The sequence below is a fragment of the Streptomyces laurentii genome, assembly GCF_040635425.1.
In the GTDB taxonomy this organism is placed as follows: Bacteria; Actinomycetota; Actinomycetes; order Streptomycetales; family Streptomycetaceae; genus Streptomyces; species Streptomyces laurentii.
Window position 1 is genome coordinate 127652 of sequence record NZ_JBEYHT010000012.1, and the last position, 19082, is coordinate 146733.

At 70.3% G+C, this 19082-nt stretch carries 11 protein-coding genes and 1 pseudogene; 4 read left to right on the forward strand and 8 right to left on the reverse strand.

Annotated features, from left to right (window positions below):
• Positions 1-19: 19 nt before the first annotated feature.
• From ABZ693_RS10985 to ABZ693_RS11000, 4 genes are all read right to left on the reverse strand, one after another.
• The gene (locus ABZ693_RS10985; RefSeq protein WP_359875505.1) at positions 20-544 is read right to left on the reverse strand and encodes a DUF6879 family protein; all 525 of its coding nucleotides are present in this window, start codon (positions 542-544) and stop codon (positions 20-22) included.
• Positions 525-758 carry a hypothetical protein gene (locus ABZ693_RS10990; RefSeq protein ID WP_359875506.1) on the reverse strand — a complete coding sequence of 78 codons (234 nt, stop codon included), beginning with the start codon at positions 756-758 and terminating at the stop codon, positions 525-527. Before ABZ693_RS10990 ends, ABZ693_RS10985 begins: the two co-directional genes overlap by 20 nt.
• 161 nt (positions 759-919) lie before the next feature.
• A complete protein-coding gene (locus tag ABZ693_RS10995; RefSeq protein ID WP_494485945.1) occupies positions 920-3199 on the reverse strand; it encodes a peptidoglycan recognition protein family protein in 2280 nt (759 codons plus the stop codon).
• 275 nt (positions 3200-3474) lie between these two features.
• Positions 3475-4305 carry a glycoside hydrolase domain-containing protein gene (locus ABZ693_RS11000; protein ID WP_359875507.1) on the reverse strand — a complete coding sequence of 277 codons (831 nt, stop codon included), beginning with the start codon at positions 4303-4305 and terminating at the stop codon, positions 3475-3477.
• A gap of 445 nt (positions 4306-4750) precedes the next feature.
• Between ABZ693_RS11000 and ABZ693_RS11005 the strand changes: the two are divergent.
• Both ABZ693_RS11005 and ABZ693_RS11010 read left to right on the forward strand, forming a co-directional pair.
• Positions 4751-11031 (forward strand): annotated as a pseudogene (locus ABZ693_RS11005) (DNRLRE domain-containing protein).
• 456 nt (positions 11032-11487) lie between these two features.
• On the forward strand, positions 11488-11823 hold the full coding sequence (locus ABZ693_RS11010; RefSeq protein WP_359875508.1) for a hypothetical protein: 336 nt from the start codon (positions 11488-11490) through the stop codon (positions 11821-11823).
• Positions 11824-11930: 107 nt separating this feature from the next.
• Here the strand turns inward: ABZ693_RS11010 and ABZ693_RS11015 are convergent, their stop codons facing one another.
• Genes ABZ693_RS11015 through iolC form a run of 4 tightly spaced genes read right to left on the reverse strand, consistent with a single transcriptional unit; the run spans position 11931 to position 17242 of the window.
• Positions 11931-13439, reverse strand: coding sequence for a CoA-acylating methylmalonate-semialdehyde dehydrogenase (locus ABZ693_RS11015; RefSeq protein ID WP_359875509.1), 1509 nt, complete (start codon positions 13437-13439; stop codon positions 11931-11933).
• 14 nt (positions 13440-13453) lie between these two features.
• Positions 13454-15313 carry a 3D-(3,5/4)-trihydroxycyclohexane-1,2-dione acylhydrolase (decyclizing) gene (gene iolD, locus ABZ693_RS11020; protein WP_359875510.1) on the reverse strand — a complete coding sequence of 620 codons (1860 nt, stop codon included), beginning with the start codon at positions 15311-15313 and terminating at the stop codon, positions 13454-13456.
• Positions 15310-16140: a 5-deoxy-glucuronate isomerase gene (iolB, locus tag ABZ693_RS11025; RefSeq protein WP_359875511.1), complete on the reverse strand. Its 831-nt coding sequence runs from the start codon at positions 16138-16140 to the stop codon at positions 15310-15312. The genes iolD and iolB overlap by 4 nt, the downstream gene beginning before the upstream one ends.
• Positions 16141-16171: 31 nt before the next feature.
• Positions 16172-17242: a 5-dehydro-2-deoxygluconokinase gene (gene iolC / locus ABZ693_RS11030; protein WP_359875533.1), complete on the reverse strand. Its 1071-nt coding sequence runs from the start codon at positions 17240-17242 to the stop codon at positions 16172-16174.
• Positions 17243-17575: 333 nt separating this feature from the next.
• Between iolC and ABZ693_RS11035 the strand changes: the two genes are divergently transcribed.
• Positions 17576-18493, forward strand: coding sequence for a sugar phosphate isomerase/epimerase family protein (locus tag ABZ693_RS11035; protein WP_359875512.1), 918 nt, complete (start codon positions 17576-17578; stop codon positions 18491-18493).
• A 254-nt stretch (positions 18494-18747) separates the two neighbouring features.
• Positions 18748-18951 carry a helix-turn-helix transcriptional regulator gene (locus ABZ693_RS11040; RefSeq protein ID WP_359875513.1) on the forward strand — a complete coding sequence of 68 codons (204 nt, stop codon included), beginning with the start codon at positions 18748-18750 and terminating at the stop codon, positions 18949-18951.
• Positions 18952-19082: the final 131 nt, after the last annotated feature.

The window sequence follows — 19082 nt, forward strand, 5'->3', positions numbered from 1 at the left end:
GAACTGACCGGCCAGTGATTCAGACGGTGTACTTCTCGTGCGGGACGGCGCGGTCCCAAACAGCTTCGAACGCGGCCACGCACAACTCGGTCACGGCTGGGTCGTCAGTCTGGTCGGTGTGAACCCACCTGCCGACGCCGTCGAAGATGTTGAACTGCACAAGTCGGCCATCGAAGATCCAGCAATCATTGCCGGGCAACGCCAAGTCGGATGCTTGGCGCCGGGGTAGCCAGCGGACCTGTTCGCCGGCAGCCACGTTGGTGAAAGTGCCGGAGTGCTCGAAGGCGATGTAGTCGCTGACAGGCTCAGAGACGATGCGGGCCCTTCGAATCAGCACACCCCTAGCAGTGACCTCTTGCACAAGATCGAGCCAAGGCCGCCACCATGAGGCGCAGTCATCTCGGTCGAGCCGGTGGCCTCGCTTCCAGGCGTCGAAGCCCTCGACTTCGTTTGCGACGCCGTATGTATCGCGCATCTCAAGATGCACGGCTGACACCTGCGCGGACCGGATGAGATCAGCGAAGTCAGTCAGACTCTGCGACACGGAGCGCCTCCCTGAGAAGCGGCACCATCCGCTTCGGAACCCTGATCACCGACTCATGCCCGGGGATTGACACGTCCTGAGAACTCTCGCCCGTGGTCTGGTCGTCTGCCGTCCACCCTTGGATCACAAGATCCTTCGTCTCCTGGTCCACCCACACAGCCGGTGATCCGTGATCTCCGGACTCGGGATCTTTGCCGACGAACAGTAAGGCCATGGTGTCCCTCCCTGTCGAGCACGTGGCGCTTGGTTGCACAGGCTCACTCTGGAGGAGAGTGCCGGTCAAGGAGGCCGGAACGACTAAATACCGCCTGAGGGTGGCCAGGGGAATCCGGCATGATGCCGGGCGGGGGTGGGACCCCCGCCCAGCGTGCACGGCTACTTGAGGTAGACGAGGCCGTCGGTGGTGAGGGTGGGACGGCCGCTGGTGCCGACCACGACGACCTTGACGGTGTGCTTGCCGCTGGTGGCCCAGGTCTTGGTCCAGATCGCGTCGCGGTACTTGGTGGTGCCGGACTTCAGATCGACCGTGGCGGTCTTCACGCCGTCGACGTAGATGTACGCCTGGCCCGAGGTGGCCGCGCGGGACACGACCCAGGTGGCCGAGCGGCCGGTGAACGTCCACGTCAGGGACGCGTTCTTCGAGGAGCTGCTGAGGGACTTGCCACCGAGGTAACTGGTGGACGACTTGGACGTCCACGTGCCGGACCTGGTGGCCGAGGTCTCCTGGAGGATCACCGGCGTGGCCGTGACCGACCCGCCCGCGGTGTTGCCCGCCTGGTCGTAGGCGGTCATGTTCCACGCCGTCGCGACACCGGACTTGGCGGTGTGGGCGGCGCTGGTGACGGTCGGGCCGTACGTCTTGGCGGCCGGCGCGGTCAGCCGTACCTCCTTCAGCGCCTTGTTGTCGGCGGCCTTCCAGGACAGCGTGACCGGGACGGCGGTGGTGTTCACCGTGCCGGTGCGCAGGGCCAGGGCGGGCTTGGTGGTGAACGTGGGCGCCGTGGTCTCCGCGACCACGGTCTTCGCCGCGCTGGTGGTCTTCTTGCCGGAGACGTGGGTGGCCCGCACGGCCACCGTGTGCGTGCCCGCGGCGAGGGTGGCGGACGCGGAGGTCGCGGTGCCCGCGACGGTGACCGCCGGCTTGCCGTCGACGAGCAGTTCGTACTGCTTGATCAGCGAGGCCGGGGTGGTGGCCGACCAGCCGACCGTGACGCGGGACTTGGTGTAGTACGTCGTACCGGACAGTCCGGCGCCGGTGACCGACTTCACGGTCAGGCCCGCGACGGGGCCGCCGGCCCAGGTGCGGAGGGTGGCCAGCTGCGGGTAGAACGCGTTGCCGGGGCACTGGGTGTTGTAACCGTCGCGGTGGCCATGGATGACGGGGAACGACAGCTGGGCACCCTTGGCCCAGGACTTGCCGAAGAAGTTGGTTCCCGCGTCGCCCGCCGTGAGCGTGGTCGTACCGGCCGGGTCGACTCCGTACTGGCCCAGCTTCCACGCGGCGATCCGGGCGACCGAGACCATCGCCGCCTGCGAGGGGGCGGCGTCGGTGTAGGTGCCCAGGACCGAGATGCCGGTGGTCTCGGAGTTGAAGCCGTAGGCGTGCGCGCCCTGGACGGGCTGGTCGACACCGCCCTTGCGGCCCTCGTAGACCGTGCCGCACTTGTCCACGAGGAAGTTGTAGCCGATGTCCTTCCAGCCCAGCTGCTTGACGTGGTACGCGTAGATGCCGCGCACCACCGCGGGGGCGTCCGCGCAGGTGTACGTGTTGGACTCGGCCGTGTGGTGCACGACGACCGCCTTGATCTTGCCGCCGGGCAGGTAACCGGGCTCCTCCGGGCTGATCGACTCGTCCGCGCCCCATCCGGCCCGCGACGTGATCGGCGGCCGCGGGGCGGTAGAGGGCGGCGCCGGAGGCAGGGTCGTCGCGGACGGGCTCGGGCTCGTGGTCGGCGTCGCGGTCCCGGTCGGGCCGTCCGTCGGACCGTCGGTCGGGGACGCGGAGGTGGAAGGCGTCGTGGTCGGCGGCTCGGTCCCGGTGTCCGGCGTGCTGGTCGGCGGCTCGCTCGTCGGTTCACCGGTGGCGGGCGTCTCCGGGGTGCCGGTCGCGTCCGGGCCGGGGTCCGTGGACTCGGTGCCGGACGGCGTGGGCTCCTCGGTCCCCTCGACGGCGAAGGCCGCCGGAGTCATGGACTTCACGCTCCCCTTGCCGGGGTCGACCATGTCGAGGCGCAGTCCGGCGGGCAGCCCCGCCGACGTCTTGCCGGCCGAGGTCATCCGTGCCTCGACGCCGTCGGACGGCCCGACCCAGGCCGGTTCGGTGCCGCCGCGCGCGGCACCTCGCTCGCCCTGACCGCTGTCACCGTCCAGCCGCAGCCAGGACGACCACTTCCCCGAGCCCACCGCCCGGGTACGGACCTCGACCGTGCCCTTGACGCGCGCGGTCGGGTCGGTCCACGTCACCCCGAGCATGCTGAACGGCTCGGTCTCCCGCCGCGCGAGCGAGGCGCTGCGCCCGTCCGTGCTCGCGGTCAGCGGCGCGGTCTGCCCCCGCGTACTCACCGGCCCCGTCGTACCCTCCGCTCCAGCCGGGGCATCGGCGTTGCCGGTGACCCCCTGGAAGACCAGCACACCGGTCACACCGGCGACGGCCACAGCGGCCGTTCCCCATATTCGACGCCGCTTCACGCAGCCCCACCCCTCAAGACGAACGAGAATGAACAAAGAACGGCGATGTCCGCGGCTCCCCGCGGCGGCCCGATCCCCTGTCCGACGGTGCGCGTCAATCCGACAGGTCCCGCGCACACCTGCTCCGGGCCCGCTCTACGCGGTCGATGGTACGTAAAAAGGCATATTTCCGGTGCCGCGGGACTGACCCGGCTGGTTCCCCCCTGCCGGGCCATCCCGCTCGACGAAACCTGGCGCCGCCGTCAGCCGACGATGGCGACCGGGGCGTCCCAGGCGTTGCGGTCGACGTTGATGGTGTAACCGCCGCGGGTTTCCTTGCTGTTGGCCTTGTACTGGTGACCGCGGCTGTGGTCGGTGTACAGCTTCGGGTCCCAGGGCCAGTCCTTGGTGGTGGTCTCCTGACCGTTCCACAGCGCGTACCAGAGGTTGCCCGGGAGGTCCGTACGGTCCTTGGCGGTGGCGATCGCCTTGGCGCTGGAGCTGCTGAACCCGTAGAGACCGGCCCGGTAGGTCTTGGCACGCAGGGTCTTGGTGAAGGACCTCACGTAGGTGAGGGTGGCGTCGTTGCACGCCTTGTTCGTGATGTCGTACGACTCCATGTTGAGGTAGATCGGGCTACCCGGCTTCATCCCGAGCGCCGCCGCCTTCGCGACCGCGTCGTTGGCGTTGGCGGCCCCGACCGAGGCCGCGGTGGCGGCGGTGAACCTCTCCTTGTTCCCGCTCTGCTGGCACGGCGGCTGCGCGCCGACGTACAGCGGGATGACCTTCCAGCCGAGCGTGTCGATCGACTTCACCCAGGACTTCGTCAGATTGGCCTGGGTACATCCGCGGTTCTTGCCGCCGATATAGACGGCGACACCGCTGTAGTAGCCGTCCTTCTTCCACGCCGTCATCGCGCTGAGCGAGGGCGCCGCGCAGGCGTCGAACGCCCGGCCCGTGTACGTCTTCTGCGCCGGCCACACCGTCGCGGCCATCGAGGTCTGCGCCGCGAACCCGGCACCGACGACAACGGCGACGCCCGTCGTCGCCAAGGCTATGTAACGGCCTCTCTTCGACAGCCGGTGCTTCGCCATGTCCCCACCCCATCCGGTAAACGCCCCCCGGGATCCCGGGGTTCGCACACTTTATCCAGGGGCGGCGGGCACGCGGCGGCGGGCCGGTCGCTTCCTCATGAGCGAGGGGGCGTTCTGGCGCATCATCGCTCCCGGACGTTCCGCAGACGCTGGTCACTTCCTACAGCAAACGCGACCCGGCATGCGGTTGTTCGGCGCGCCGGTGCAGCGCGAGCTCGCCGGGGCTGCACATCGAACAGTCGGCGCGAAGGCATGCAGTTCCCCTCGCGCAGGGCCGTCGACTGCGCTGCGGGCGCGCAACAGCCCCCTCCGCGCCTCGGGCCAACCACGAGACCTATCGGGCGAGTGCCGATTGGCCATTTTACGATCTTTACCTTTCCACTTCACTCGCGATTGGATCACATTTGTAATTATCATGTAATTGAGAGGTTGAGGATCAGTGAAGATGAATCCACCCGCGCCGGCGGAGCGCGGGCGCATCTGGTCAGGAAGGAGCCTGCGCTACATTGCGGGCAGCCTGTCCCTTGCCTTATCCGTTGCCCTCCTCGATGGCGTGAGTGCCACGGCCGCGGCGCCGGCTGGGCCAGTTGCCGCGCCGAAGAAGCCGGCCGCCGCGCAGGCAGCGGATATCCCCTCGGCTCGTGTGGCGGCCCGGTTGTCCGGGCAGCGGGTTGAGGCGTTGTCGGAGCGGACGGAGACGTCGACGACCTGGGCGAACAAGGATGGTTCGCTCACCACCGAGCTGGCTGCCGGTCCGGTCCGGTTCAAGGACGAGCTCAGCGGGGACTGGCGTGACGTCGATGTCGAGCTCGCAGAGCTCGGGGATGGTTCGGTCGCGGCGAAGGCGCATCCGCTGGGATTGCGGCTCGCGGGCAAGTCGGGCACTCCCGCACGTTCGCTGAAGGCGGCGCAGTCCGAGCCGGCCACGGACCTGGTCACCTTGGGACAGGGCGACGGGGCGATCACGCTGCAGTGGCGAGGGGGACTGCCCGCGCCGGCCATCGACGGAACCCGCGCGACGTACGAGAACGCGGTGCCCGGTGCGGACGTGGTGGTCGAGTCCACCCGGATGGGTTTCGAGCAGTTCGTCGAGGTCAAGGAGAAGCCCGGGAAGGACGGCTTCTCCTACACCCTGCCGCTGAGGACCAAGGGACTGAAGGCCGAGCAGCAGCCGGACGGCAGCGTGCTGTTCACCGACAAGAAGTCGAAGAAGACCGCGGTCATGCCCGCCCCAGTGATGTGGGATGCGACCGTGGACCCGGCCTCCGGTGAGCACACCCGCCGGGCCGCTGTCGCGATGAAGATCGTCAAGGTCAAGGACGGTGTGGACCTGGTCCTCACCCCGGACGCGAAGTTCCTGGCCAACCCGGCGACGAAGTACCCGGTGACGGTCGACCCTTCGGCTTCGTCGCTGTCGAACGTGTTCGACACCTATGTCCAGCAGGGTGAGACGGTCGACTGGTCGAATGATGTCGAGCTCGACCTCGGCAACCCGGGTACGAAGAACGACGCCGACGGTACCCCGCGCACGGCCCATTCCTTCATTTCCTGGAACACCACGCCGATCTCCGACGCGCTGGTGATGGACGCGAAGCTGTCGCTGTGGAACTTCCACTCCGGCAACTACACCGGCACCTCGTGCCCGAACCAGTCCTGGTCGGTGTGGTCCGCCGGCGCCGCGTCGACATCCTCGCGGTGGACGGCCGAGCCGGCCTGGATCGCGGAGAAGGCGACGTCCACGGAGACCCGGGGCAACGCCTCCTGCACCTCGCAGCCCGATGGCTGGATCAACGCCGACGTCACCACGATGGTGCAGGAGTGGGCGTCGGCCAAGGCCGCCAAGTCCCACATGGGCCTGCGCGCTCCCGATGAGGACAACACGGGTCAGTGGAAGCGGGTCAACTCCGCCAACGCCGCGTCCAACCCGCCGAAGCTGACGGTCACCTACAACTACCGGCCACGCACGGGCACCAAGCAGGAGGCGGGTCCGCCGTTCTTCTCCTACAGCGGCGCCTACGTGGTCAACACGCTCACCCCGACGCTGCGGGATACCTTCGTCGATCCCAACGGTGACAAGGTCAACGGCACCTTCCAGATCTTCGACTCGGCCACCAACGCCCAGGTCGGCAACGTCATCGTCTCTCCCTGGGTGAACTCCGGACAGGTCGCCTCCGTGACCGTTCCGGCCGGCGTGCTCGCGAACGGCAAGACGTACAAGTTCCGCACGTCGCCGTATGACGGCACGCACTACATCACCGGCTGGTCGGAGTGGAAGACCTTCACGGTCGACACCCTCCCGCCCGTCGCGCCCACCGGCATCACGTCGACGGACTACCCGTCCACGTCCTGGGTCAAGGGCGCCGGCCAGGCCGGCACCTTCACCGTCACCCCGACCGGCACCGACCACAACTGGCTCGGTCCCTGGACGGCGTGACCTGGACCAAGGTCGCCACCAGCGGCTCGACCGCGGCCAAGGCCATCAGCGTCACCCCGCCGAAGAACGGCACCCACACCCTTCAGGTGCGGCAGGTCGACAAGGCCGACAACAAGTCCGAACCGGTCGAGTACACCTTCCACGCCGGACCTGGTGGCTTTGTCCAGCCGAGCGACGGTGAGCGCACCGCCCGCCGTCTGCCCCTCGTGGCCGAGGCCGACGGCGGCAAGTTCAACGCGGTGTCCTTCTCCTGGCGCCGCTCCGAGGCCGACCCCTGGGTGCAGATTCCGGCCGGTCAGGTCACCTCGGGCGGCACCGCGCTGACCGCGTGGCCGGTGGCCATGACGGGCGGGAAGAACAGCCCGCTCGTGTGGAACGCCACCGACACCGTCAACCCGGACGGCACCGTGCAGATCAAGGCCGATTTCACCGGCCCGAACTCCGCGACCGGCAGCACCGAGCCGCTCTCCGTCGTCGTCGACCGCAACGCCTCTGGTGCCGCGAGCGAGTCAGCCGGTCCCGGTTCGGTGAACCTGCTCACGGGTGACTACACGCTCTCCGCGGGCGATGCCTCCGCCTTTGGGCTGTCCGTGTCCCGTACGGCCGCCTCCCGCACTCCGGACAAGGGGGCCACGCAGGAGGGCCAGGCGCCGATCTTCGGCAAGGAGTGGGTCTCCGGCACCGTCGCCGAAGCGACCGAGTCCGACTACTCCCACATCCGCCGGATCTCCGACACGGCGGTCGCCATCGTCGATTCCGAGGGCGAGGAGACGCACTTCACCGCCAACGCGGCGAAGACCGGCTGGATCCCCGAGACCGGTGCCGAGGACCTGACGCTGACGGGTAGCGTCACGGGCTCGTTCACCCTGACCGACACCGAGGGCACGGTCACCCAGTTCACCAAGCCCGACGCTGCCGCCACCACCTGGCAGGTGTCCTCCACTCTGCTGGACGGGCTGTCCAACTCCACCACCACGGTCGTGTCCGAGACGGTGACCGTGGACGGCAAGAAGTTGGTCCGGCCCAAGCGTGTCATCGCCCCGACCTCGGCCGCGTCGGCCGCCACGTGCACGGCGACGCCCTCCACCAAGGGCTGCCGGGCACTGGAGTTCGTCTACGCCACCTCCACCACCGCCACCGAGGCCGTCTTCGCGGACTTCATCGGCCAGGTGAAGGAGATCCGTCTGTGGTCCACCGAGCCCGGCGCCGCCGCGGCCACGGCCAAGGCCGTGCAGACGTACGCCTACGACGCGTCCGGCCGCCTGCGCCAGACGTGGAACCCGCAGATCAGCCCGGCGCTGAAGACCGAATACGCCTACGACGCGGCGGGCAGGGTCACCGGCCTGACGCCGGCCGGGGAACTGCCCTGGACCTTCACCTACGGCAAAGCGGGAAATGCTGCCACGGCCGGTGACGGCATGCTCCTCAAGGTGTCCCGTTCCGGTCTGAAGCAGGGCGCCGCCGACGTCCAGGAAGGCACCGCCGCCACCTCGATCGTCTACGACGTGCCGCTGACCGGCACCACCGCCCCGTACAAGATGGGCGCGGCTGACGTGAGGACGTGGGGCCAGCTCGACGCTCCGACCGACGCGACCGCCGTCTTCCCCGCGGACTCCGTGCCCGCGTCCAACGCCGGCAGCGGCCTGACCGCCGCCTCCTACACACGCGCCAACGTCACCTACATGGGCGTCTCCGGACGTCCGGTCAACAGCGTCACCCCAGGCGGCCACATCTCCACCACGGAGTACGACCGCTTCGGCAACACCGTCCGCGAACTGAGCGCCGGCAACCGCGCGATCGCCCTGGGCATCAGCACCGCCGACAAGGCCGCCCAGGCCGAACTCGGCATCGCCCAGCGCACCAGCGCCGAGCGCGCCGACCTGCTCGCGACCAAGTCGGTCTACAACGACAACGGCACCCGCGAACTCGAAGAATTCGGCCCGCTGCGCCGGATCGACCTCACCGCCGACCTGAAGTCCGGCACCACCACCCTCGTCCCCACCGGCACCCCGGTGACCGCCCGTTCGTGGACGGTCAACGAGTACGACGCCGGCCGCCCCACCGACGGCACCGCCAAGGTCAAGGACCAGGTCACCAAGGTCACCACCGGCGCCCAGGTGCGTGAGCACCCGACCGTGCTCGGAGAGGCCCGGTCCACCCAGACGGTGTACGACTGGGTCAAGGGCCTGGCCACTCAGACGGTCAAGGACCCCGGTGGTGTCGCGATCACCGAGACCACCGGGTACGACGACCAGGGCCGCGTCACCAAGCAACTGCTGCCCGGTGCCACCGGCACCGACGCCGCGACCCGGGTGACCACCTACTGGTCCGCGACCGGCACCGGCGCCTGCGCCGGCCGCCCGGAGTGGGCCGACCAGGTCTGTTCCACCGGCCCGGCCGGCACGATCACCGGCGGCGGTTCGAACCCGGCCCAGCTGCCGACCACCACCACCGAGTACGACTGGTGGGGCAACCCGGCCAAGGTCACCGAGACCGCCAACTCCATTACCCGCACCACCACGACCACCTACGACAACGCCGGCCGGCCCACCAAGACCGCGCTCACCGGCGGAATAGGCCAGGCCGTCCCGGAATCCACGATTGAGTACGACCCGGCCACCGGCCAGGCCGTCAAGACGGTCTCCCCGACCGGCGGCACCATCACCAAGACGTTCGACAAGCTCGGCCGCCAGATGTCCTACACGGACGCCGACGGCGGTGTCACCACCACCGAGTACGACCTGCTCAACCGCCCGGTCAAGGCCACCGACAACGCGCCCTCGACCGTCACCTACACCTACGACCACGCAGCTGAGCCGCGCGGTTTGGCCACGAAGACCACCGACTCCGTCGCCGGCGCCTTCCAGGCCACGTACGACGAAGACGGCTCCGTGGCGAGCGAGAAGCTGCCCGGCGGCTACACCCTCACCACCACCGAGGACACCACCGGCGCCACGCTGGACCGCGCCTACAAGCGCGACAGCGACGGCACCCTCGTCTACGCGGACACCGTGACCGAGTCCATCCACGGCCAGGTCACCAGCCACGCCGGCTGGTCCGACCAGACCTACCGCTACGACACCACCGGCCGCCTCACCACCGTCGAAGACACCGCCGACACCATCTGCACCAACCGGACCTACACCTTCGACAACCGAGCCAACCGCAAGACCCGCACCACCACGGTCGGCACCCCCGGCCTCGACTGCACCACCACAGGCGGAACCACCACCAGCCACACCTACGACAGCGCCGACCGCCTCGTCGACACCGGCTACACCTACGACGCGTTCGGCCGCACCACCGCTCTGCCCGGCAGCACCCTTGGCTACTACGCCAACGACCTCGCCTACCAGCAGACCGCGAAAGGCCAGCGCCAGACCTGGCAGCTCGACGCCGCCCTGCGCTTCCGCTCCTGGAAGACCGAGACCGGCAGCGGCACCACCTGGACCCAGACCGGATCCAAGCTCAACCACTACGACAGCGACGGCGACAACCCTCGCTGGATCACCGAGGACACCGCCACCGGCACGCTGACCCGCAATGTCGAGTCCGCCAGCGGGGACCTCGCCGCCACTACCAGCAAGACCGGCGACACCACGCTCCAGCTGACCACCATCCACGGCGACGTGGCCCTCCAGCTGCCGCTGGACACGAGCAAGGCCCCGGTGGCACTGGACGCCGACGAGTACGGCAACCCCCGCACGGGCCAGCCGGTCACCCGCTACAACTGGCTCGGCGCAAAGCAACGCTCCGCCGAAACCCTCACCGGCCTCACCCTCATGGGCGCCCGCCTCTACAACCCGCAGACCGGACGCTTCCTGTCGCTCGACCCTGTCTACGGCGGCGGAGACAACCGCTACGGCTACCCAGCCGACCCCATCAACCAATTCGACCTTGATGGGAAGAACTGGTTCACGAAGGGGTGGAACCGAATCAGGAAGAACAAGGTCGTTCGCTGGGGCGGCTGGCGCACGGTCTGGAAGGTCGGCGCCATCGGCGTCGGCGTAGCCGCTGCACTTGGATGTGGTGTGTCCATCGTCTGCGGCATAGCGGCGGGGGCCGCCGTTGGAGCCATGGGCTACTGGGGAAGTTCGGGCCGGAAGACCTGGCGAGGTACGGTATCGGCGGCTGGCTGGGGAGCTGCTGGAGGCTTCTTCGGCCGCACATGGACCAATGCCATCAAGGTTGGGCGGTCTGGTAAGTTCGCTGGCTCCGCTTACCGACGGGTGAGAACTTACCGTGGCTGGCGTTCCTACAGGAACATGCGCTTGTGGCGGACCATGAACTAAGCCCTAGGAGGGGTGGGGCGTACCCCCCCCGCCCCTCCCCGCGTACATCCTCAGCACCCACTGGAGTCACCATGAACCGATGGACTTCATACGGCGCAATTGCCGTAGGCATTGCGCTCCTTGCCCTGTACCTCTCCGACGTCATCGCCATGGTCCCCTACTCAATCTTTGCCATTCTTGTGGGCACAGGTCTCATCGTCGAAGGTCTTCGAAGGCTGCTTCAACACCGAAGTCCGAGGGGCCCCCAGAACCCGTAACAGCCCACGTGTAGGGCCCCGTCGCAATATCGAAGGCGGAGTTCGCGGGCCGCTTCGAGGACGAGAGAATAGGGCGGCGTCTCAGTGCCTGGGGGCCGAATAATACGTCGTGCAGCCGCAACAGATACTGCGCAGCAGTCAACCGGAACTTCGCCTGGAGGCTGTGGTACGGATACGCCCAAGCCCTGAGTAGGTTCATGTGATTGCTGTTCGCGTTGTCCTGCCCGTGGTCGCGCTCGGGTTCTACGCGCTGATCGCACTGTGGCTCGCCGCCCGCGGCATCCACCTGATCGAGGCGGAGGCGCCGACGTTCACGTCCACTCCGGATCCCGAGGTGGGGCTGACGCGCGGTGACGTGGAGCGGCACGGCTATAGGCAGCTGGCGGTGGCCGCCGCTCCGCCGTTGCTCGCCGTCGCCGCGGTGATCGGGGCGGCGGCGCGGGCTCCTCGCTGGGGCCACTGGGCGGTCAGCGGTCCGGTCGTCCTGATCGGCGGCACCCTCCTCGCGGCCATCGTCGCGGTGTTCACCGGCTGACGGCACGACAACGAGGCGCCCGCCCTCTCCCAGGAGATGGCGGGCGCCTCGTTGTCGACGGGCGCCGGGGAGGCTGCTGTCGTCAGGGGCGCCGGGCAGGCGGAGTGTCAGTGGTTGCGCGGGAAGCCGAGGTCGACGCCCGTCGGGGCGTCGGCCGGGTCGGGCCAGCGGGTGGTGACGACCTTGCCGCGGGTGTAGAAGTGCACGCCGTCGGTGCCGTAGATGTGGTGGTCGCCGAAGAGCGAGTCCTTCCAGCCACCGAAGGAGTGGTAGCCCACCGGGACCGGGATCGGCACGTTGACGCCGACCATGCCCGCCTGGACCTCCATCTGGAAGCGGCGGGCGGCGCCGCCGTCGCGGGTGAAGACGGCGGTGCCGTTGCCGAACGGGGAGGCGTTGATGAGGGCCAGGCCCTCCTCGTACGTCTCGGCGCGCAGCACGCACAGGACCGGGCCGAAGATCTCGTCGCGGTAGGCGGCCGCGGTGGTCGGGACGTGGTCGAGCAGGGAGAGGCCGATCCAGTGGCCGTTCTCGTGGCCGGCCCCTTCGTAGGTGTACGCCGAACCGTCGAGGACGACCTCGCAGCCCTCGGCCGCCGCGCCGTGCACGTAGGAGGCGACCTTGTCGCGGTGGACGGCCGTGATGAGCGGGCCCATCTCGGAGGTCGGGTCGTTGCCGGGGCCGATCTTGATCTTCTCGGCGCGCTCGCGGATCTTCTGGACCAGCTCGTCGCCGACCGAGCCGACGGCGACGACGGCGGAGATCGCCATGCAGCGCTCGCCGGCCGAGCCGTAGGCCGCGGAGACGGCGGCGTCGGCGGCCGCGTCGAGGTCGGCGTCGGGCAGCACCAGCATGTGGTTCTTGGCGCCGCCGAGCGCCTGAACGCGCTTGCCGTTGGCGGAGGCCGTGGTGTGGATGTGGCGGGCGATCGGGGTCGAGCCGACGAAGGAGATCGCGGAGACGTCCGGGTGCTCCAGGAGGCGGTCGACGGCGACCTTGTCACCGTGGACGACGTTGAAGACGCCGTCCGGCAGGCCGGCCTCGGCCAGCAGCTCGGCGATCTTCAGGGACGGCGACGGGTCCTTCTCGCTCGGCTTGAGCACGAAGGTGTTGCCGCACGCGATGGCGACCGGGAACATCCACATCGGCACCATGGCCGGGAAGTTGAACGGGGTGATGCCCGCCACCACGCCCACCGGCTGGCGGATCGAGGCGACGTCCACCCGGCTGGAGACCTGGGTGGACAGCTCGCCCTTGAGCTGGGTGGTGATGCCACAGGCCAGGTCGACGATCTCCAGGCCGCGGGCGACCTCGCCGAGGGCGTCGGAGTGGACCTTGCCGTGCTCGGCGACGATCAGCTCGGCGATGGCGTCGCGGTTGGCGTCGAGCAGCGCGCGGAACTTGAACAGGATCGTGGTGCGCTGGGCCAGCGAGGAAGTGCCCCAGGTCTCGAAGGCGGCCTTGGCGGCGGCGACCGCCGTGTCGACCTCCTCGGTGGACGCGAGCGCCACCCGCGTGGTGACGGCGCCGGTGGCCGGGTCGGTGACCGGGCCCCAGTTGCCCGACGTGCCCTCGACGGTCTTGCCACCGATCCAGTGGTGGACGGTCTTCGTCATGACGAGTTACTCCTTCAGAGATGGCGGCGTCGGGCGGTGACGTGCCGTTCGTACTCCTCGCGGGCCTTGACCGCCGACGGACGGGTCGACGTCGCGGCCACGGGCACATCCCACCACGCCGGGGCGGGGGGCGCGCCCGACACACTGTCTGCCGTTTCGGTCTCGACGTAGACACATGTGGGAACCGTCGCCTCCCGCGCGTCCGCGAGGGCTTCCCGCAGGTCACGCATGGTGTGGGCGCGGAGCACGCGCATCCCGAGGGAGGCGGCGTTGGCGGCCAGGTCGACGGGCAGCGGCGGGCCGGTGAAGCCGCCGTCGGGGTCGCGGCGGCGGTAGTCGGTGCCGTACCGCTCGGCGCCGACCGCCTCCGACAGGCCGCCGATGGAGGCGTAGCCGTGGTTCTGGAGGATCACCACCTTGATCGGGAGTTCCTCCTGGACGGCGGTGACGAGTTCGGTGGGGTTCATCAGGTACGTGCCGTCGCCGACGAGTGCCCAGACGGGCCGGCCGGGCGCGGCGAGGGCGACGCCGATGGCGGCCGGGATCTCGTAGCCCATGCAGGAGTAGCCGTACTCGACGTGGTACTGGTCGCTGGAGCGGACCCGCCACAGCCGGTGCAGGTCGCCGGGGAGCGAACCGGCCGCGTTGATCAGGATGTCGTCGGCGGTGACCAGGGCGTCGAGGGCGCCGAGCACCTGGATCTGGGTGGGACGGGCGCGCGGGTCGGGCGCGGCGTAGGCGGCGTCGGTCCGCTCCTGCCAGTCCTGCTTGGAGAAGGTCCACTGCACGGCATGCTGCTGGTGGTCGCCGAGGGCCTCGGTGAGCGCGGTGAGTCCTTCGCGGGCGTCGGCGACGAGCGGCAGGGTGGCGGCCTGCTTGTGGGCGTCGACGCCGGTGATGTTGAGGTTGAGGAAGCGGGTGCCGGGGCGGAAGAGGGTGCCGGAGGCGGTGGTGAAGTCGGTGTAGCGGGTGCCGACGCCGATGACGAGGTCGCTGGTGCGGGCGAGCGCGTTGGCGGTGCCGGTGCCGGTGTGGCCGATGCCGCCGGCGTCGCAGCGGTGGTCCCACGGCAGGACGCCCTTGCCGGCCTGGGTGGTGGCGACGGGCAGGCAGACCCGCTCGGCGAGGGTGCGCAGGGCGTCCTCGGCGGCGCTGTGCTTCACTCCCCCGCCCGCGATGATCATCGGGCGCCGGGCCTTCCGTACCGCCTCGGCGGCGGCGTCGAGTTCGGCGGCGTCGGGCCGGGGCCGGCGGACGGTCCAGGTCCGTTCGGCGAAGAACTCCTCCGGCCAGTCGTAGGCCTCCGCCTGTACGTCCTGCGGCAGGGCGAGGGTGACGGCGCCGGTCTCGGCCGGGTCGGTGAGGACCCGCAGGGCGGCGAGCGCGGCCGGGATCAGGGCCTCGGGGCGGGTGACGCGGTCGAAGTACTTCGAGACGGGGCGCAGACAGTCGTTGACGGACACCTCGCCCGCGTAGGGGACTTCGAGCTGCTGGAGGACGGGGTCGGCGGGGCGGGTCGCGAAGGTGTCGCCGGGAAGGAGGAGGACGGGCAGCCGGTTGACGGTGGCGAGGGCCGCGCCGGTGACGAGGTTGGTGGCGCCGGGGCCGATGGAGGTGGTCACGGCGTGCGTCCGCAGGCGGTTCGACTGGCGGGCGTAGCCGACGGCCGCGTGCACCATGGCCTGCTCGTTGCGGCCCTGGTGGTACGGCATGAGGCCGGGGTACTCGACGAGCGCCTGGCCGATCCCGGCGACGTTGCCGTGCCCGAAGATGCCCCAGGTGCCGGTGATGAAGCGGCGCCGGACGCCGTCGCGCTCGGTGTACTGCGCGGCGAGGAAGCGCACCAGGGCCTGGGCGACGGTGGAACGCGTCACTGGTATCCCTCCGTGTGGTCGGGGTGGAAGCGGATCCGCCACTCCCGCTCGGGGCCCGGTCCGGCCATGACGTTCAGGTAGTAGAGGTCGTGCCCGGGCTGGGCGATGGACGGGCCGTGCCAGCCGTCGGGGACGAGGACGGCGTCCCCCGTGCGGACTTCGGCGAGGAGTTCGGCGCCGCCCGGGCGGGACGGGCTGACGCGCTGGTAGGCGTAGCCGTGCGGCGGCCCGGCCACCTCGTAGTAGTAGATCTCCTCCAGGACGGACTCCTCGCCGGGGCGGTGCTCGTCGTGCTTGTGCGGCGGGTAGGAGGACCAGTTGCCGCCGGGGGTGATCACCTCGACGGCGATCAGCCGGTCGCAGGGGAAGACGCCCGCCGCCGCGAAGTTGCGCACCTGGCGGGCGCGGTTGCCGCTGCCGCGTGTCTCGACGGGGACCTCCGGCGCGGGGCCGTAGCGGGCGGGGAGTCTGCGCTCGCACCTCGCTCCTGCCAAAGCGAAGCGGCCTCCCGCACCGGAGGCGATCTGGACACGGGAGTCCGCGGGCACGTAGGCGAAGTCCGAGACACCCTCGAACACGCTTGACCGGCCCGCGAGTTCGAAGTCTTCCCCGTCTGCGCGCACCGTACCTCTCCCGGACAGGGGAAGCACCACCCATTCACAGACACCTGTCTCGAACTCGTGCGTTCCGCCGGGCGGCAAGTCGAGTACGCGCAGCGCGCCGTACGTCCAGCCGGCCCGCGCGGGGTCGACGTCGACGGCGTACGGGCCGCGGGCGGCGCTGCCGGCCGGGAGGTGGAGGCGGTGCGGGGGCCGCGTGGTGTTCATGGTGGGGTGCCTACCCGTTGTCCCGGCGCGCTCACCGGGGGCGGCCCGGGTTCCGGGTGATCTCGGGGGCGGGGTCCGGGGCGCGCTCGGGGTCTCCCGGATCCGGGGGCTCGGGGATCGACCCGGTGCCGTCGGCCAGGGCGCGGGCGATCTCGGCGTCGTACGGCATGGCGGTGGAACAGGCGAGCCGGCCCGCGACGATCGCGCCGGCCGCGCCCGCGTACCGCAGTGTCCGTTCCAGGTCCCAGCCGGCCAGCAGACCGTGGACGAGCGCGCCGCCGAACGCGTCGCCCGCGCCGAGGCCGTTGACGACGTCAACCGGGAGCGGCGGGACCTCGGCGAAGGTGCCGTCGGCGGCGAGCGCGAGGACACCCTTGGGGCCCTGTTTGACGACGGCGAGGCGCACGCCCGTGGCGAGCAGGGCACGGGCGGCGGCGTGCGGTTCGTGCTCGCCGGTGGCGACGGCGCACTCCTCCGCGTTGCCGACGGCGACCGTGGCGTACCGCAGCGCCTCCCGGTAGAGCGGGCGGGCCTGGTCGGCGGGGGTGTCGCCGTCCCAGAGGGCGGGGCGCCAGTCCAGGTCGAAGACGGTGAACGCGTCCTCGCCGGCGGCCGGGGCCCGCTCGGCCCGGGACCGCAGCGCGGTCAGGGTGGCCGTCCTGCTCGGTTCGGCGCTCAGTCCGGTGCCGGTCATCCAGAAGGCGCGGGCGGCGCCGAGGGCGGGCAGGTCGAGTTCGTGCGGGCGGATCTCCAGGTCGGGGGCCTTGGGGCGGCGGTAGAAGTGGATCGGGAAGTGGTCGGGCGGGAAGATCTCGCAGAAGGTGAGCGGCGTGGACTGCTCCGGGACCTCGGTCACCCAGCGCGGGTCCACTCCGAATCCGCACAGTTCGCGTCGGAGATACGTGCCGAACGGGTCGGCTCCGGTCCGGCTCACGAGCGCGGTGGTCCGGCCGAGCCGCGCCGCGGCGACGGCGACGTTGGCCGGGGAGCCGCCGAGGAACCGGCCGAAGGTCTCGACCCGGTCCAGGGTCACTCCGCCGCGCAGCGGATAGAGGTCGACGCCGAGCCGGCCCATCGTGATCAGGTCGTACGGCCCGTCGATCGGTCCGTCCGCCGGTCCGTCCGTCGGCCTGTCGCGCGGTACGGTCTCCGACTCGACCTCCGGCCCGGTCCCCGGCCCGGTCTCCGGTCGGTCATATGCCGGGCGCGGCCCGTCGTTCGGTGCGGCATATGACTGTTCGTACGGCTTCGACGCCATGCCCTGCCACCTCTCGCCACGGCCCCGCCTGCCCCACCGGGCCCACGCCTCCAGATCTATCCACGGCCCGGGGCCGTGTCAACGCCATCCCCTCGCTTCCGGACCCGCGCCGCCCACCTCGCCCGGTGGCCCCGCGATGCTTGACGACTCTCCGGAAACGCCGTCAAGGTGGCGTTCATGACGAACCCGACGAACCCGACGCCGCCGTCCCGCATCCGGGTCGGTTCCGCCCCGGACTCCTGGGGTGTCTGGTTCCCGGACGATCCGCGGCAGGTGCCGTGGCAGCGGTTCCTCGACGAGGTGGCGGGCGCCGGCTACCGGTGGATCGAGCTCGGCCCGTACGGCTATCTGCCCACCGACCCGGCCGTGCTCGCCGAGGAGACGGCCCACCGGGGGCTGCGGGTGTCGGCGGCGACCGTGTTCACCGGGCTGCACCACGGCCCGGACGTGTGGGACCGCACCTGGGTCCACGTGGCCGAGAACGCCGCGCTCGCCCAGGCGATGGGCGCGGAACACCTGGTCGTGATCCCCTCCTTCTGGCGCGACGACAAGACCGGCGCGGTCCTGGAGGACCGCACCCTCACGGCCGCGCAGTGGCGGCAGCTGACCGGCCTGACCGAGCGGCTCGGCCGCGAGGTCCGGGAGCGGTACGGCCTGCGGATCGTCGTCCACCCGCACGCCGACACCCATCTCGACAGCGAGGAGAACGTGACCCGGTTCCTCGACGCGACCGACTCCCGCGACGTGTCGCTGTGCCTGGACACCGGGCACTACGCCTACTGCGGCGGCGACAGCGTGAAGCTGATCGAGACGTACGGCGAGCGGATCGGCTACCTCCACCTCAAGCAGGTCGATCCGGAGGTGCTGGCCGAGGTCGTCGCCGACGAGGTGCCGTTCGGTCCGGCGGTGGCGCGGGGCGTGATGTGCGAGCCGCCGGCCGGGGTGCCGGCGCTGGAACCTGTGCTGGCCGCGGCGCGGGCCTTGGACGTGGACCTGTTCGCCATCGTCGAGCAGGACATGTACCCGTGCGAGCCGGACCGGCCGTACCCGATCGCCGAACGGACCCGCCGCTTCCTCCGCTCCTGCGGGGTCTGACGCCCGCGGCCCCCACACGGCCGCCGCGGATTCGGTCAGGCGAGTGAGATCCGTACCGCCTTCGTCACGCATGTCTCCTTTTCGCAGTGTTTCTGTCACAACCGGCCGACAGCCGCAAGCCTCCCGCCGGATGCATCCGTTCCCCGGGCACAGGCTCGGTGATCGCAAGTGATCACCAGTGACTTCCGGCGGCTTCCCCCGACGGCCTCCCCCGCCGCCGCGCCGCCGGGCAGCACGCAGGAGAGGTGCCACGCATGACGGACAGAAGGCTCTGGTCGTACAAGGACATCGCCGCGCACATCAGGGTGCAGCCGGACACCGTCCGCTCGTACCGGAAACACGGCCTGCTGCCGACGCCCGACCACGTCGAGTCGGGCAAGCCCTACTGGTACGCGGACACGATCCGCTGCTGGGTCGCGAACCGTCCCGGCAACCGCGGCCGCCGGGTGGACGGCTGACCGCCTCCCCCGCCCGCTCCCCCCCGGGACAGGCCCGGAGCCCCGTACCGCCCACCTCGCGGTGCGGGGCTCCGCCCGTCCGCCGTACACCCGCGGCACCGGGCGCCGTCCACCCGGTGCGACAGGCCCGC